This window comes from Mesonia mobilis DSM 19841, assembly GCF_000423405.1.
GTDB lineage: Bacteria > Bacteroidota > Bacteroidia > Flavobacteriales > Flavobacteriaceae > Mesonia > Mesonia mobilis.
This window is the reverse complement of record NZ_AUHX01000019.1, coordinates 1-15,517: the sequence shown is the minus strand read 5'-3', so window position 1 is coordinate 15,517 and position 15,517 is coordinate 1. Positions and strand designations below refer to the sequence as shown.

Annotated in this window: 19 protein-coding genes and 1 pseudogene; 2 read left to right on the top strand and 18 right to left on the bottom strand. The window is 28.3% G+C overall.

What is annotated here, in order from left to right; genetic code table 11:
• Positions 1-343 precede the first annotated feature (343 nt).
• The 17 genes and pseudogenes from G551_RS0111685 to G551_RS0111610 form a co-directional block, all read right to left on the bottom strand.
• Positions 344-1,168, bottom strand: coding sequence for a DUF6602 domain-containing protein (locus G551_RS0111685; RefSeq protein WP_036243807.1), 825 nt, complete (start codon positions 1,166-1,168; stop codon positions 344-346).
• A complete protein-coding gene (locus tag G551_RS0111680; RefSeq protein ID WP_036243799.1) occupies positions 1,161-1,631 on the bottom strand; it encodes a Mov34/MPN/PAD-1 family protein in 471 nt (156 codons plus the stop codon). The genes G551_RS0111685 and G551_RS0111680 overlap by 8 nt, the downstream gene beginning before the upstream one ends.
• Positions 1,621-3,294, bottom strand: coding sequence for a ThiF family adenylyltransferase (locus tag G551_RS0111675; protein ID WP_027885747.1), 1,674 nt, complete (start codon positions 3,292-3,294; stop codon positions 1,621-1,623). The genes G551_RS0111680 and G551_RS0111675 overlap by 11 nt, the downstream gene beginning before the upstream one ends.
• Positions 3,275-4,237 (bottom strand): SMODS domain-containing nucleotidyltransferase, encoded by a 963-nt coding sequence (locus G551_RS0111670; RefSeq protein ID WP_027885746.1) that lies wholly within the window; start codon positions 4,235-4,237, stop codon positions 3,275-3,277. The genes G551_RS0111675 and G551_RS0111670 overlap by 20 nt, the downstream gene beginning before the upstream one ends.
• A 157-nt stretch (positions 4,238-4,394) precedes the next feature.
• Positions 4,395-4,538, bottom strand: a pseudogene (locus tag G551_RS16975) (NUMOD1 domain-containing DNA-binding protein); the annotation flags it as partial.
• A 63-nt stretch (positions 4,539-4,601) separates the two neighbouring features.
• Positions 4,602-5,066, bottom strand: a complete 465-nt coding sequence (locus tag G551_RS15805) for a GIY-YIG nuclease family protein (protein ID WP_156876787.1) — start codon at positions 5,064-5,066, stop codon at positions 4,602-4,604.
• Entirely contained in the window at positions 5,044-6,456 is a 1,413-nt protein-coding gene (locus tag G551_RS0111660; RefSeq protein ID WP_027885745.1) for a hypothetical protein, read from the bottom strand. Before G551_RS0111660 ends, G551_RS15805 begins: the two co-directional genes overlap by 23 nt.
• Entirely contained in the window at positions 6,434-6,679 is a 246-nt protein-coding gene (locus G551_RS0111655) for a hypothetical protein (RefSeq protein ID WP_156876786.1), read from the bottom strand. Before G551_RS0111655 ends, G551_RS0111660 begins: the two co-directional genes overlap by 23 nt.
• 293 nt (positions 6,680-6,972) lie before the next feature.
• Positions 6,973-7,707, bottom strand: coding sequence for a hypothetical protein (locus G551_RS0111650; protein WP_027885743.1), 735 nt, complete (start codon positions 7,705-7,707; stop codon positions 6,973-6,975).
• Between the two features lie 162 nt (positions 7,708-7,869).
• Positions 7,870-8,130: a hypothetical protein gene (locus G551_RS15800; protein ID WP_027885742.1), complete on the bottom strand. Its 261-nt coding sequence runs from the start codon at positions 8,128-8,130 to the stop codon at positions 7,870-7,872.
• A 28-nt stretch (positions 8,131-8,158) separates the two neighbouring features.
• Positions 8,159-9,145: a DUF3871 family protein gene (locus G551_RS0111640; RefSeq protein WP_027885741.1), complete on the bottom strand. Its 987-nt coding sequence runs from the start codon at positions 9,143-9,145 to the stop codon at positions 8,159-8,161.
• Positions 9,126-10,016, bottom strand: a complete 891-nt coding sequence (locus G551_RS15795; protein ID WP_036243797.1) for an AAA family ATPase — start codon at positions 10,014-10,016, stop codon at positions 9,126-9,128. Before G551_RS15795 ends, G551_RS0111640 begins: the two co-directional genes overlap by 20 nt.
• A gap of 129 nt (positions 10,017-10,145) precedes the next feature.
• The gene (locus G551_RS15790) at positions 10,146-10,490 is read right to left on the bottom strand and encodes a hypothetical protein (RefSeq protein ID WP_036243796.1); all 345 of its coding nucleotides are present in this window, start codon (positions 10,488-10,490) and stop codon (positions 10,146-10,148) included.
• 125 nt (positions 10,491-10,615) lie between these two features.
• On the bottom strand, positions 10,616-11,377 hold the full coding sequence (locus tag G551_RS0111625) for a hypothetical protein (protein ID WP_027885740.1): 762 nt from the start codon (positions 11,375-11,377) through the stop codon (positions 10,616-10,618).
• A gap of 25 nt (positions 11,378-11,402) precedes the next feature.
• On the bottom strand, positions 11,403-11,891 hold the full coding sequence (locus G551_RS0111620; protein WP_027885739.1) for a hypothetical protein: 489 nt from the start codon (positions 11,889-11,891) through the stop codon (positions 11,403-11,405).
• Between the two features lie 21 nt (positions 11,892-11,912).
• Positions 11,913-12,263, bottom strand: coding sequence for a hypothetical protein (locus G551_RS0111615; protein ID WP_027885738.1), 351 nt, complete (start codon positions 12,261-12,263; stop codon positions 11,913-11,915).
• On the bottom strand, positions 12,253-12,969 hold the full coding sequence (locus tag G551_RS0111610) for a hypothetical protein (protein ID WP_156876785.1): 717 nt from the start codon (positions 12,967-12,969) through the stop codon (positions 12,253-12,255). Before G551_RS0111610 ends, G551_RS0111615 begins: the two co-directional genes overlap by 11 nt.
• 150 nt (positions 12,970-13,119) lie before the next feature.
• Between G551_RS0111610 and G551_RS16970 the strand changes: the two genes are divergently transcribed.
• Together G551_RS16970 and G551_RS16265 are read left to right on the top strand one after the other, a co-directional pair.
• Positions 13,120-13,344: a helix-turn-helix domain-containing protein gene (locus G551_RS16970; RefSeq protein ID WP_051191384.1), complete on the top strand. Its 225-nt coding sequence runs from the start codon at positions 13,120-13,122 to the stop codon at positions 13,342-13,344.
• A gap of 106 nt (positions 13,345-13,450) precedes the next feature.
• Positions 13,451-14,074, top strand: coding sequence for a hypothetical protein (locus G551_RS16265; protein WP_051191383.1), 624 nt, complete (start codon positions 13,451-13,453; stop codon positions 14,072-14,074).
• On the opposite strand, the gene G551_RS0111595 is transcribed toward G551_RS16265, so the two are convergent.
• Entirely contained in the window at positions 14,071-15,261 is a 1,191-nt protein-coding gene (locus G551_RS0111595) for a site-specific integrase (protein ID WP_027885735.1), read from the bottom strand. The two genes, G551_RS16265 and G551_RS0111595, sit on opposite strands and share 4 nt — an antisense overlap.
• Positions 15,262-15,517 lie beyond the last annotated feature (256 nt).

Genomic DNA, 15,517 nt, shown 5'->3' with positions numbered 1-15,517 from the left:
AACAGGAAAAGCTTCTCATTGGTTGAAACACATACAACCTATTAAATACCAAATACTTAAATTCAGTATTCACAACACAACTTCGTAAAAAAAGCCCCCACTTGTGATGGAAGCTTTTAACAATTTTGCGGTCTGGACGAGACTCGAACTAACTCCTTTAATTTTCAGTATTTCAAAAGATTACCTAAACTTACTTTCTTATGTACTCCGAAAAGTACTCCTTTTGATTCTGTAATCTTGGTTATTAATAATTTAAAGTTATACAAATGAGGCGACAACTTGACAACTTTTCTAATAAATTCTAATGGTAGTTGTATTAATACCATTTAAAATAATTTGAAATCTATATTTCTTCATCAATTTTTTCATCAATTCTATCTAAATAAGATTGTAAGTTAATTGCCGCTACCGTCCCTATAGCTTGCTGTAAATATCTTGTTAACTGCATAAAAAAGGTAACCATTGAATTTTCCATTTTACTGAATTCAAGTTTTTTATATTTTCGATTTGAATAGTAATCTAAATAGCGCTTATAAAAATCTTTTTCAAGTAAATCCTCTTCTCCTTGATAATCCACATAAAAGCTTCCATAATTTGCTATACATCCAAAATCAATACTTCTTAGACCTTGTTGAGATTTAATATGATCAATTATTGTTTTATCTTTCCTATATCCATTATCCGTTACTAAAATGCCTCCAACGATTTTAGTTAATGGGCGAGGTTTAGTTTCTATTCCTGAATTTATCATTCTTGATGAAGTCCTTTCCAAAACTCTAACACTCTCGATCTTTTTAGCACTATATTCAATAAAATTATCTTGACCTACATTTCCTTTAATTTGTGGCTTTACTTCAAATACAGCATACACACCTTCTGCAGGTATATAGTGGAAACCGTTTTGTGAAAATATAAATGGCGTAAACCAATTATCATATATTACAACATCAATTTGATCACTTGTGTTTCCCTTGTGGTCAATAATTATAGCCTTATCTACACTATATCTATTGGGTAAATATTTTTTTAACCATTCAATCCAAGCATTCTCTAACGAATCTCCTTTTGACCCAGGGTGATATATATATTCCCTATTAGTATTTAATTGAGCTGTCATTTGATCTTGAAGACCTCTAAACAATGATTGTAAGTTTACTTTTTTACTCATACTTATATAATTTTCCTTTTTTATAAATATAAAACCCAAAATCAATTTCTTTTTCACTCAATGATATTATAGATAAAATTGGATTTAAAATTTTCACAGATTTACAATCGACAATATTTTTCATTGTTTTCAAATCAGTAGAACTATATTTTATTGATCCATCTGGGTGTGTATGCCATTCTCCTACATAATAAATACCCTGTTTATTATAGACTTCCTTAAAGTACTTATCTAAACCATCAATATCTCTTTCAAAACTCATTGAAGATGATTTATAAACCTTTGGTTCAATTGCTTTTTCTAAAAATAATTCATTAAAATCATTGGAGTAATTACCTAATAAAAAACCTCCAAACTCTTTAGGATACTTCTTTCTTGCAAGATTTGAAATTTTATTTAATACATCTATAGATATAACTAATTTATAATTATTGTAATGTTTTATAATTTTTTCAGTACTCATTAATTCTCAATATATTTTTGTATCGATCTTCCTCTATTACAAAATTCCTTAATTTATTTTCTTCAATTTTTTGGTTAATATGTTTTAATGCATATTGAACTAATAAATTTACATCATTATAGGATGCTTTAAATGTAGGGCTCCAATACCCTATTGGCTCATATAGATCATCATCAACGGTTAATATATTATCGAATTGATTTCTGACAAATCTGTATGTGTTTGGATAGATACCGCAAATTAATTCTTTGGCGAAATTTGATATCGACAAGTTTATTAAAGATCCTTTTATTTTTAAATTGTCTAGAATATACATTAAATCATCATCTGTTGAACAATCAAATATAATATCGTAAGCGTTTAAGTTATTTGTTAGCCCCAATTTATACTCTTCATCATTTATAAATCTTTTTGTTATGTCCTCAAAATACTTGTTCTGAAGATTATTTATATTTAAAAAAGGTGAAATACTTGTTAGATTGTCTGCTAATTCAACTGTTTTAGTATTAATTCCTTGACGAAATGAGTATTCAGAACGACAAATATTTTCAGGTTCTTTAATATCATAATCAATAAAGTCAATATTCTTAGCACCACCTCTCGTTAATGTAGTAGCAACTATACTTCCAATTGCTCCAACTCCAATGATTAAGATTTTCTTTTCTGTTATTAAGTTTGATAGCTTTCCTCTACCAAAAAAATATTTATAAGAACAATCTTTTGTGAAACACCAATTAATCTTACTATCGATGAGCTGACTATTCCATATACCTGTTTTCTTATCATTTTTTCGCTCCGGAACTCCTTCCGTTGGAAAACTACCTATCTTCAAAATTGCTACTTGCCAAAAACATTCATTTTCATCAATTTTATATCCAAAAAATATAGGTATTTTAGAATCTCTATATTTTTTTAAATTTCTATTTTCAAATTCATTAAGAAAATTCAAAAATTCAACTGATAGAATATTTGTGAAATCAAGCCAATTATCAAAAATAAATTTATTATACGTTGAGGGAGAGTTTTCTAAAAAATAGTATAACCCAATATTAGAGTTAGGTAAATCCTTAATATTAAAGCTCCAATTACATTCAGCAATAACATCTGAGTTATTTTTAAAATTTTGGACTAAAAAATTTTGAAGCTTAATTTCATTATAATAACCTATTCCTGCTTGAGTTAAATCAACTAAACCATATTCATCTTTTGAAAAACTATATTCTATTTGAGTGAAATGAAAGGCATAATAACTATCCTCAACTATAGATTTATTGACGACTAAATGTTCATAATTTTGATTTGAAGATTTTTTTATATAAAAATTTTCAATCCATTCTTTAAGTGAATTAAAATCTAAAACTAATTTTTCTTTTAAATTTACTGAATGTCTATTATGGAAACAAATATGTCCATCTTCCATTACATGATCATAAGCAATCAAACTTTTATTATAAAATCTAATTGTCTCAGTATGATAAGTTTTAAATGGATAATGAGGAAGTATTTCGAACTTAAAGGTTAAATCGTTTTTAAGCTTAGGAAAATTGAAAATTACTTCCCCATTCAGAACATCACCTTCATATCTTAAATTTTTTATACTTTTTACAAAGGCCAGTTTTTTTTCAAGTTCCTTTAATACTTGCTTATTCAATCCCTCTTCCAAATCTTTGGTTTGTAGGTGGAACAGAATTTTTATAAGAAGATTGCTTTACATTATATTTATTTTCAACTTCATCCTCTTCAAAATCTTTATTTAAGGGAAAATAAAATTTTAGATTTTCAGAATCATCTTCAACTCTATTTAGAATATTAATCATTCTTTCAGCAAAATATTCCTTATCACTTTCATCTAAAGTATCAGCAACATTGTTATTACTATTTCCCGGATCATTTAATGTGAAATTTTCAGTTCTAATATTATCTTTAATATATTCCATTACAGATTTCAATTGTTCCCAAATATTACCTGAAACATTTACATTATCAAAGGCTTTAATTGTAATTAATTCGATTAAAAAAGACTTAAGATTTTCGTTGTTAGTATATTTCCAAATTTTCAACAATCTAATAATCTTTCTTTCATTTTCTCTTTTGTTAATATGCTTGATTTGAGAATTAATATTAGTTTTGATATAGGAATTACTTGAGAAGAGTCCCATTCTTTCATTGAAAAACAAATTAAGACCTCTACTATCAGGGTAATCATCTTTAGTTAATTCTCTACCTGGAACTACATCGATATCAATTTCATCGCCATCTTCATCTGAGTCAAAAGTTATCCCAATAGAAACCTTCTGCTTTCTAACTATCGCATCATTTCCATATTTATCTATTAAGAAATCATATAAATTGTCAAACATTTCTTTTAAGGTATTAAAAGAATCCTTTTTAAAAGGTACGACTATATCTAAATCAAACTTGCAGTTTATAGCAGTGTGCTTTGCATATGAACCTGAATTAAATGGAGAGTATATCTTATTTTGATATTCTGACTCAATCTCATTTTTGATTTCTTCCCTTTTATCTTTATACTTAGACAAAAGATTTTCAATTTTTTTCATTTTATGTGTTTCTAGCACATTTAATAAGTAATCTGATTTTTCCATAATAAAAATTTAAATATTTAATAGAATTACATCAAAAATCATATCAAAATCTTGGAAATTTAACTTATTTCGATTAAATACGTAAAAATTAGATAAATAAATATCATCTGACAAAATTACAGAAAAAAAGCAGCCATTGCTGACTGCTCTTTTGTTTCTAGCTGTATTTCCAAAAATACCCTCCAGATGATTTATTTAAACCTCTACAGGTTTTGGCTATGCCACTTTTATTAACTCCTGTATCTCTAGCTGCCTGAGCTACGGAAGAAAATTCATTTACTAAACCACCTTCTAAAGTAAGCTGAACTACTTTGCGCTTTCTAGCATCCTTATTAGGTGTAAATCTATCTTCCTTAACATAACTTCAGTAAAAGCCTCCATAAATTTGATTTACGCTATAACACGCCTTAGAAATCGCTTTCTTGTCTGTTTCAATACTTTTGGCGGCATCATCTAAGCAAGAATATTCTGCTATGATTTTTTTGGTTTCCAAATCGTACTTGTAAACTTGCTTTTGAATACCTCCACCAGCATCTGTATTATAGCCTTTTTCTTGGGTATTAAATTTTAAGATATATTCACGCTCTTTACTGGCAAGCTCATTTATGGTAGTAGCAGTATCTATTTGTTCCCAAGAGAAAGCCTCGGCACCATAAGTGCCGATAGCTTCATAAAACTTGGTTTCTTCTCCTTGACGGGTTTTATCAATATGATCCTTTTTTCTTGATTCTATTGAATCTGTAGTAATTCCAATATATACTTCACCAGTTTGCCTATTCTCTGCTTTGTAGATTATTCCTTCAAAATTACTTTCTTGCTGCATCTCCATCTACTTTAATTTTGAAAAAATACTTTGAATTTTTAGGCTTAACTTTTAATTCTCCTCCAATATCATTCGTATAGCTTTGTAACCATTTACGCATAGTATGTGCAGTTACATCGGTTTTGTATTCATCTCTAAATAATTCTTCAAAGAAACGTTTATCCTGCCAAGTATTCGTTTCAACGAAGCTATGGGCAAACTCATAAAATTTAGGATGCGTAGCTGATGCCAACCGTGATTTTCTAAGATTAATTTCCTCTGCTTTTATTAACCCCTTCTCTAAATATAACTGAATTGATTGCATCATAAATAAATAGAATTTATTACGTTCTTCTTTTGCCCAATATTTATCGAAAAATCTATTACCGAACTCAACCTCAGGCGTATGATCTGCATCAAAATAATTTGCCACTTCAAATTCATAACGTCTTCCTTTATCAGATGAACCGCCAGGACCTTTAACAATATAATTTGAAGTCATTAAAATTTTTGGAGATTTTTCTCGCGGTATATAAAACGAATCTTTATACTTTTTTTCAACTTCTATTCCATCAGTAAGGACAGGAAAAAACATATCTAGAGATGCTTCTTTTTTTAAATCGTCATAAACCAAAAGATCTGTAGTTAATTCTATTCTTTGGTTTTTAAACCAATTTCCAGTTTTCATTTCTTTTCCATCAAACTTCAAAACTTCTTTACATTCTTTTATCGCATCACTAATTAAAGTTTTTCCAGTTCTACCGTGGGCTTCATCGTTTAACCCCATATTTTCATCATACAGAATGATGGCTTTATTCTCACCTCTATCTTTATTTCTGTGTGTTAGATAACCGATAAAGCTACATAAAGCTGCTAACCTATTATCATCCTCTTTGGCAAGATGCTTGCAAAAAGTTTTGAATTGCCCGTCTTCGTTTTTGGGCTTTTCAAACTCATAATTTATTACTCTGTTTTCCCATATTGGAAACTCTAAATCTGCGTATGGTTTTACCTCAACATTATCCTTTGTGATTTCGCAAAAAACATTCTTGAAAAAAAATCTTGCTAAATCCCTTTCATCGCGATCATCCAAAAGCTTTATTGTTTTTAATAACATAAGCTTACTACTGTTTAGGTAAGTTCCACATCCTCTCGAAAACACCTCGTAGACCAAATCATTTTTTTCTATTTCTAAAAGATATTGTCTAATTATATCTGTCATCTCTTTTATAGATGTTTTTCTAACTTTATTATTATTTAGCCTTACATTTATATAGTTTTCTTCGTTGAGCTCGATTTGAGCAAAGCCATTTAACTCTAAAAAATCGATTAATTTTGATTGCTGAATTTTTGTTTTTCCATTTTCAGTTATCCAAAATTTCGTTTTTTTAATTTTACTTTTTAATAATTTTTTCATTTATAATTATTCTTTTTTTCAAGTCCAATTTCTTCATCATCTTTTTTCTTTCATTAGTCGCGGAACTTGAATTACGCGTACTTTGACCCGTTTGGTCTTTAAGCTCTAACAAATACATCCTTGACGTATAAATTAGAATTTGCTTTATTACTGCTCTTTTTGCTAAGTCATATATTCTTAATTTTAAAATTTTTGCTTCTTCGCTGGTAGAAGCTTTAACCATTTTGCGCAATATTACAATATACTTGTGCAGCCTATCTTCATTTTTAAAATAAAGTTGACTTTTTGCCTTTTAGTCAAGTAGTTAAGTTTTTATTAGTTTTAATAGCCACCTTATATTAATTGACTCCATCCCTCTAATTTTCAAGCTAAATTACAAAACATTAACTCTTTTCTTGAAGCCGATTCATTGACTCCAACCCTATCCTATAAGCAAACACTATAACCCTCAAATTTTACCTCAAAAATACGTCAAAACTCCTCCTGTAATCGAAGCCATTTTTTTGACTCTAGAATTTAATCTTCCAAACTGAAGAAATTTTCATTAGATAAATCATCCTTAATTTTCTCTAAAGGCTTATCAGGTATTCGCTCTCCTCTTCTAAAACCTCCTAAAATTTTTCTAGCATTCCTAATAGGTGAGTATTCTTTATCGGTTAAATAATTGCAGCTATATTCTAAGATTCTTCCTAAATCCCTATCTTCTATCCAATCTATAATTTTATTCTTTCTTAGTAGATGAAAAAATAATAGCACTTCAGAACTTGACCAATTAAAACTTATTTTTTGTTTAAAGTTTGGATCTGGATTCTCAATGTATTGCTCAATATATTCTTCTAATTTTTCAAGTTGTAATTGCAAACTTGCTATAAGCTTTACCGGTAAATATTCTGCAAGTCCTATTTCTGTTGAATATTCTCTTTTCTTTGAAATATAAGCTTTAGCAAAATCGCTTAATGTTTTAGTCTCATAAATTCCCTTATTATTAATTTCAGCCTTAAATTTCAGAAATTGCTTATCTGCTAATTTTGTAATCTCTTTATAAACAAAATCTTCTTCAAACCTTAGTTCCTCGTAATTTTCTTCTCCAGAAAATGGATCTACGGATTTATAAACAATTTTAGGATTATCTAAGGGTTCTTCTAATTTTTGTGTAAAAGATGTTTCATCATAGGCAAAGAAATACTTTTGTAGTTTACAAAATGCTTCTTTAGAAAAGAAATGATAAAATTCTATGTATGATGTATTCATTTAAAAATTGCACTATTAGGTTAAACATAAAAACTGTAATTTATAAATCTATTCCTATTAGTGCAATTATATGATTAAGCTTAATTTCTTTTCAGTGGTTTTTTGATAATGGAGAAACCGTCTCAAAAGCTAATACAGCATAACTCCTAATTAATTGTATAGCTATTCTACATCTTGATCTAAAATTTCGAAGTGATAATAGTAGTAAGCTTTGTTTTCTATTATAAAAATAGTTTTTAAATCTAAAGTTACTTTTACCTCATCTACCCAAACAACCTCATTAGCTCTCAGCAAACCTATATCGACCTTTACAAGCACTTTAAAGGGACAAATTAAAAGCTTAAGTAAATTATTCCAAGTGATAATATATAGTTGACTAGGGGAACTAAATTTTAATAATTCTATAAGCTCTTTTTTATTCATAAAGATTCTGAAGCTTTTAGCTATAAAATTAATTTGTAAGGAACCAATTTGCATTACCCTTATTGATAGAAAACCCTATGTGATTGATAAACTCGTATGCATTTACATTACGTTCTAAATGATTATCTATATAGGAGCTTTTGTTGGCACCAGTAAAAAGATTGTAAAGTTGCCAAAGATTTAGTTCTTCATCATTTCTCTTTTTAAAGTTAGCATCAAAATAATAGTTCTTAACTACATTACTTAGTTGCCCATCATTAAATTCTATAGGAAAAAGACTTTGCTTTTCTTGTTTAGATAAATGTTGATACATTCTGCACTTACCGATTAAATGAGCAAATTTTTCTTCTGAAATTTTAATTTGTTTCATTTCAGCCATTACGTTTAAGTGACGCTCTGCATTATAGTTTGTAAATAGTTGATCTAATTGATTTTCCAGATCGTCTATTGAAGCTATTCTTATTTCATTAGAAAAGCCATCGGAACTAATGCATAAATTAGTGCATACCCAATTTTTAAATCCAATGAAAACTTTAAATTTCTCTAAGCTCTTTTTGGAATAGAGGTTTTCTTGATTGTAAGCTCTTACCCCACCAACTACTAAGCTTATTTTATTTCCATTTATCTCTTGAATAATTTCTGGTATTTCAATCATAAAAGCGCAACGTTCATAATAAATAGTTTTCTCTCGATCCAATAGCTCTTTTGCTGGTTTACCTACTGCTGAAGGTATTCTACCTTTTATGACGTGACTAACTCTTATATTAGGGCTTAGAACTTTTCTATCTGGAAAGAGTTGTTGAGCAACTTTAAAAGTTTGATTAATAAATTGATAATGACTAATTGTACTTTCATTATCTTTAGAAAAGACAGGAATAATACAGTCATTCTTTAGATGTTCAAGACTAACTTGAATTGTATTTGCTTCAATAAAATTCCCTTTTGAAATTTCATCGTTTACAATCTGATCACCAGATACGATCTGATCTTGATAGTTATTTTTTATTAATTCCATTTTGGATTTTAGTTTTAGGTTCAACATTAGCTTTAGAAATTATCTGATTGGAGATATTTTCTAGCTCTTTTTTTCTTTCTACTATTAGCGGGTAAAGCTGCTTCTGTAAACTCGAATATTTATTATATAAATGCTTTAGTCCTTCTGTAGTTTCACATCTTTCTACCTCTTCGCTAGCTTTTTGAAAAGAAACACCTTCGTTGCACCATTGAATAAGTTTTTTACCTGTGGCTTTACTGATTATAAATTCTGGCTTATCCATAAAAAGACCTGTACGATCTTTAGAAGCTCTAACCAAATGTTTATCGTTGATAAGCTCAAAATTCGCTGTAAGCTCATATTCAAAACCTTCTCTGGTAATTTCTTTAGTTCCGTGTTTTACAACTCTTGTTCTACCATTAGATATGGTATCTAGTGAATAATCTACCTTTCTACGTGTTGTTGTGATAATATGCGCTGTAGATTGTAAAATAGAATCTATAAATGCTTGATGGCGTGGAGAGACTTTGTTCCAGTCTTGGAATCTCCCTCCTAATTGTTCGTGAATTTGTAAACATCCGCCTTTGCCTTGCCATTCGTGAGTGATGCTATCTATTATAATAACTTCTATATTAGCATTTTCACAAATTTTGATTGCCTCTATATACCTTTCTGGACTATAAGGATCATTAAGTTGCAAAACATTAAAATCTCCTAAATGTGCATATAAATTGGCGCTATTATTCTCTGTATCTATGATGGCTATTTTAGACCAATCATTAGTGATACCAAAGGCTAATAAAAGTGAGCTGTAACTTTTGCCATACCCGCTGGGTCCACTTAAACCAAGTCTTAATTTTACTTGCTTACGTTGTGCTTTATTTAATTTCATTAGATTAATTTTTAAATTTTAGTATTACATATACTTTATAATATTAGTCTGTCTAATTTTCAGTTTTAGACATAAAAAAAGAGCCTCCAAAATGGAAGCCCTCTTATCTTAATCAGTTATAACTTGAAATTATACGACTACATCTTCATCTACTACATTATCTTGATAGATTTCTTCTGTAGTATCTACATATTCATATTTATGAGATAATTCAATGATTTCTCCTGTATCGGGTATTGCATACTCATAAGGATCTGTCTGAACTTTTCTTACCTCGCCAGGCAATTGACTACCTTTTAATTGTTGACAAGTTAATTCATCAAATGTACTTGATACCTGCGTTTTTCTAGCTGTAAGATAAGTTTTCCCTGTTTCTTTACTTTTAACAGCTTCAACTCCACCTTGAACGACTAAAGTGAAAAATTTTTCACCATCTTCTTTTTGATAGCTTTTGTAATCTACGATTGTAACCATAGTTTTTCAATTTTTAAGGTTAAACATAACGGGACTATGCCCAAAATCAAAAAGGAGTGGGGGGTGATGTTTTAATTATGCTACATAATCATTTAAAGAAAGTGAGAAAAAATTTTAAAAAAAATTTAAAATATAGGTCGCCCGATGATAACTCCATCTTTTACTTTTATTTTTCCTTTATCTATCAAAGAATACTTACCGTCAAGTAATTTGCCATCAAATAATTTCACTTTGTCTCCCCGTTGGATTGAGTAATTATGTTTTTGTTCAATTATAATTTTTTCTCCTGATTTAATATAATATTCCTTTAAATAATATATCCCCATCAACATAGAGTTTTCAATCTCATATTTTATGTTTCCACTCTCAGAAATATAGTTACCATTTTTAGGTTTTTCATAATTAATAAAGACCTTATTTCCTGTTTCAATAGAATAATTATTTTGAGTCAACACCTCTAGTTTAGAACCATCACGCAATATTGTTCTTTTTATTAACAATTTTTCGTATCTAAGTTTTTGAATAAAGCCAACAACATCTAAATCCGGAATTAAATTTTGATTAGCCAAAATAAAATAATCGTTAGATGTACCATCTTTTTTCAGTATGAGTACACCTTCATTGATAAAGCCTTCATTTACTAATATAGTTTTACCTTGTCTCTTTATTAATAATGAATTAGCCTCTGGTAGATATTCCCAACTTCCAATAATTACATCTCCATTTTTAGAAATTATTAACTCTTTATTTTTTTTAAAAATTAGTTTTTGAATTTCTTCATCTGAATCTATTAAAGCCCAAGGTTTGTTTAGCAATAAAGATTTTTTTTTGAGACTTTCACTGAAATTTTTGAGTTCCTCAATTGCAAAATTATATATGATATTCATCTGAATTTATGAATTATAGGTAATTTTAAATTTTTAAACATTCTAATTGCTTTTTTAGTAGCGATCTACCCTCTGTAACTGTTGAACCAATAAGTTCTCCATTCAAATAAAAAAATATAGATTTTAAATCCTTAGATTTCAGAATTTCATAGCTTTTCTCATCAATAAGAAATAAACCTAAAGCAAGATCTCTCCCATTCATCTTTATTAAATCTGTTAAAACTAATGGTAATTTGATACCCTCATCTCCATTTATTTGTATTATAGTCTTACCACTTAGCTTTTTAGGAGTCATAGATTTAAATAGCACCGATAAATTTAATAGCAAATCACCTGATGTTTTGTTTTTATAAATTGATACACCTACTTCATAATTAGTTGCTCTAATTACAGGTTGAGGATTAAAATATTCCATTGTAACCCCATCAGGTCGATGTGTTGTTTTAGTATTACATTGAGAGAATCCGTTAAAATAGAATACAAACATTGTAATTATCATAGTTAGTTTTTTCATATATTCATATTGATTAGTTAGTTAAAAAGGCATTCCATTTTCATCATCTGAAATAAGTTTATTCTTACAGGGTTTGACAATAAATTGCTTCTTAGTTTTTGATATTAGATAGCGACTAACAAACTCATCATTATCTGTATAAAAACTATATGCTTCCAAGTCTGGATAACAATACTTACATTTTGATGGTTTTACCAAAAGTTTATTTATTTCTTTGCTTTTTATAGAAGCAAATTCTTTACTGAGTTGTTCTATTAATTCTTTTTTAGTATTAGTGGAGTAATAGATATTAGAGGGTAACTCGTTTAAATATGAAACATCTAGACTTAGAAATGATTTTATGATTAATTCAATACTACTTTTATTGTTCATCACCAATAATTAAGTAAAGTAGTTTTCCAATTCCAAAAGCTCCTATCAATACAATTGGGTAAGCTAAAAAGCCTATGAAATAAGATAGTTTTCCCAATAGGAGTATTGCTATAATTAAACTTAAGGAAATTACAATACAGGCTTTAATAAGCTGATTATTCTCAGCGTTTTGTTTCATTTTTTTTCTTATATATATAATTGCGAGAAAAAAAATAAGAATTAAACTAATTGCTACAAATCCCACTATACTAACATTCGTCCAAAAATTACTTTTCCTTTTTGTTTGATTTTTTTTTAGCTCTTCTATATCTCTATAATTATCATATATAGTTAGATAGTCATCTGTAACTTTTTGAGGTCTAAAAATCTCGTTATCTTTAGATGCTTCTAAAAATTGATTATCATATTTTAGATTAGATTTAGGTAGTGCTTTTTTACTTAATTCTATTAAATCATTGTCCTCTAAAACTTGATCTATCAGTTCTAATTTATTATTTCTTGTAATTGAATCGGCTTGATACTTATTGTAAACTAGATTATTATTAGAGTAACCTATCTTCCACATTTCAAAAACTTCCCATAAGTCTTTACTTTTAAAAGAATCAAGTACAGTTATTGATGCAGTAGTTTGATTGCTGTTCACATTAATTAACTGATAGTCATTTTCATAAATATAATCTTCAGCAATTGATGTACAAATAGCCATATTTCCATATTGACAATTAGGAATAAAAATTATCAAGAATGGTAATATTTGCATTATATATATAATCATAAGTTTTCTAAATTAATATTGTTTTTAAAAATAGGCATATTTGCCTATATAATTATAAAATTCCACTACGACTTTTGAAGAGTGGAGTTATCTAGTGAAAATGATTTTCTTATTGCCTTTGGTACTAACCTTAAAAAGGTACGCAGAGCTAATGGGTTTACTCAAGAACAATTAGCTAACGATATAGGCATTGAAATATCTCAAATTTCTAGAATTGAGAGAGGCGTAATTAGTACCTCAATCAGTAATGTTTTCAAAATCTCAAGAGTTCTCCAAGTTGATATTCAGGATTTGTTCAGTTTTTAAATTTAACTCAACAAGTCAATTTAACCTTACGGTTATCCGTAATCTAAAGTATCATATTTCAAACCTAATTTTTTAAATTGCAACCTATCTGCAATCTTAAAATAAAATGCCTGTAAACTTAAATGCACTAATACGATACAAAACGATTGATACTTGTCTAAGTAATAATTTTAGAGTGTGTAATATTGAATATCTGCAAGAGAAATGTGCAGATGCTATAACTCAATCTACAGGAAAAATCACTAGCATTTCAGAAAGATCTATACGCAACGACATTAGAATTTTGCGAAGTGATATTTTAGGATTTAACGCTCCTATTATATGTGATAATGGTATATACTATTACTCTGATACTGATTACAGTATTTTTAATACAGGAATAGAAGATAAAGAGTTACTCATTGAAATTCAAGAATTACTTGTAGATGAATATTCTAATATTCAAAATAAAAAACTTCCCTATCTTCTTTCTGCACTTAGTGAAATAACCGGTATAGATTTACCAAAAGAATGCTACCCCCCAGATCATAATATTTATAGTAATAAAATACCTGGTTATAAACCTACAGATTTTGATAGATATAAAACTAACGTCAGAGCTGCTGCATTTAAATTTAACTACTCCAGAGAAAAACATTTGCAACATAAGACTTGGGCACTACCACTTTCTAAGAAAAAAAATATCCCCTCATCTTTTCTTTGGGATAACATTCTAGCATCATTAAATTAAAACCTATCATACAGCTTTTTCATTTCTTCACTAACTTTCTTTTTTAAGATTTTACCGTAATGAGCTTGCGTAACTTTAATACTTGAATGACCTAGTAATTCACTTACAATTTCCATAGGTACATTATTATATAATAAAACTGTAGTAGCAAATGTTTTCCGAGCCATATGATGCGTTAATCTTTTATCGATACCAACGATACCTGCTATTTCTTTTAGATAAGAATTAAACCTTTGATTGCTTAACCGCGGAAGAATATATTCAGAATTAACTGATTTATATTTTTCAATTATTCTTATCGCTTTTGGAAGTACAGGTACAGAAATATTCTTTTTAGTTTTTTCACGTTGCATCTGTATCCAAATATTTCCATCAAATCCTGTGACCAAATTTTTCTTTTCAAGATTATACATTTCTCTATAAGCTAATCCTGTATAGCAACAAAAAATAAAACAATCTCTAGTTCTATCAAGCTTAGATTGCTGAATTGGTTTTGATTCGAGTAGATCTAATTCTTGTTTAGAAAGAAAAACAACTTCTTTTCTAGTCTTTTTAGGTTTATGATCATAAAAAGGGTTTCTTTCTAAATACCCTTGCCCTACTGCTTGTTTAATAACATATTTAAAACGTTGTATTGCTTTATTGGCAGTTATTTGTTTATGCTTTTTTTCAGTTTTCAGAAAATATTCAAAATCTTCAATAAAATTAAATTTAAGCTTTTGTAAATAGAGGTCATTCTTTTGAAATTTACAGGTTATAAAATCTTTTAAATGATTTTGAACATATAAAAATTTATCCCAAGTTTTTTCAGTCAATTCAATACCAATAAGCTTTTTCTTTTTTTCCAACATTAAACTAAAAAATTCTAATAGCATCATATCCTTATTAGATTTCTCTCCTCTAAAAGTTTTTAAAACATCACTTACATCGAAATGTTCTCCAGATAGTTTCAACTTTAAAAAAGCAGAATTGATACCGCTTTCGATCACTATTAATTTATCATTTAAGCTTTCATTTGTTGTTTTCTTTTTATTAATATTCCAATTTTTAATTTCAACAAAAATCCCTGTAGCAAATTCTTGTCTTTTCTTATTGTAAGTTATTCTACAACGAATAGGACATTTATCTTGTTTGTTAATTCTACTTTTTTGTAAAAAGAATAGAATAGAAATTTTGTAATTATTCATAGTCTTTAGTTTAAGAAGACTACAGAACAATAGGAAGAGTGAGGTTTTAATAGTGGTACACCTTAAATAATGAATAAAAAAACCGATGTACACCTCTTTTGAAATAATGGTACACCTATATGTACACCTCAGAAGTTGACTTTTAACTCATATCATCCCAAAAACAAAAAAAGCCTCTCCTTAAAACAGGAAAAGCTTCTCATTGGTTGAAACACATACAACCTATTAAATACCAAATACTTAAATTCAGTATTCA

Coding starts and splice junctions, on each gene's coding strand:
- G551_RS15795 (WP_036243797.1), bottom strand. CDS start 10,016: ATGAAATTAAATAAAGCACAACGTAAGCAAGTAAAATTAAGACTTGGT.
- G551_RS15800 (WP_027885742.1), bottom strand. CDS start 8,130: ATGAATAAAAAAGAGCTTATAGAATTATTAAAATTTAGTTCCCCTAGT.
- G551_RS16265 (WP_051191383.1), top strand. CDS start 13,451: ATGCCTGTAAACTTAAATGCACTAATACGATACAAAACGATTGATACT.
- G551_RS0111670 (WP_027885746.1), bottom strand. CDS start 4,237: ATGGAAAAATCAGATTACTTATTAAATGTGCTAGAAACACATAAAATG.
- G551_RS0111640 (WP_027885741.1), bottom strand. CDS start 9,145: ATGGAATTAATAAAAAATAACTATCAAGATCAGATCGTATCTGGTGAT.
- G551_RS0111610 (WP_156876785.1), bottom strand. CDS start 12,969: ATGGCTATTTGTACATCAATTGCTGAAGATTATATTTATGAAAATGAC.
- G551_RS0111685 (WP_036243807.1), bottom strand. CDS start 1,168: ATGAGTAAAAAAGTAAACTTACAATCATTGTTTAGAGGTCTTCAAGAT.
- G551_RS0111595 (WP_027885735.1), bottom strand. CDS start 15,261: ATGAATAATTACAAAATTTCTATTCTATTCTTTTTACAAAAAAGTAGA.
- G551_RS0111680 (WP_036243799.1), bottom strand. CDS start 1,631: ATGAGTACTGAAAAAATTATAAAACATTACAATAATTATAAATTAGTT.
- G551_RS0111655 (WP_156876786.1), bottom strand. CDS start 6,679: ATGGTTAAAGCTTCTACCAGCGAAGAAGCAAAAATTTTAAAATTAAGA.
- G551_RS15805 (WP_156876787.1), bottom strand. CDS start 5,066: ATGGAGATGCAGCAAGAAAGTAATTTTGAAGGAATAATCTACAAAGCA.
- G551_RS0111615 (WP_027885738.1), bottom strand. CDS start 12,263: ATGAACAATAAAAGTAGTATTGAATTAATCATAAAATCATTTCTAAGT.
- G551_RS0111620 (WP_027885739.1), bottom strand. CDS start 11,891: ATGAAAAAACTAACTATGATAATTACAATGTTTGTATTCTATTTTAAC.
- G551_RS15790 (WP_036243796.1), bottom strand. CDS start 10,490: ATGGTTACAATCGTAGATTACAAAAGCTATCAAAAAGAAGATGGTGAA.
- G551_RS0111625 (WP_027885740.1), bottom strand. CDS start 11,377: ATGAATATCATATATAATTTTGCAATTGAGGAACTCAAAAATTTCAGT.
- G551_RS0111650 (WP_027885743.1), bottom strand. CDS start 7,707: ATGAATACATCATACATAGAATTTTATCATTTCTTTTCTAAAGAAGCA.
- G551_RS0111660 (WP_027885745.1), bottom strand. CDS start 6,456: ATGAAAAAATTATTAAAAAGTAAAATTAAAAAAACGAAATTTTGGATA.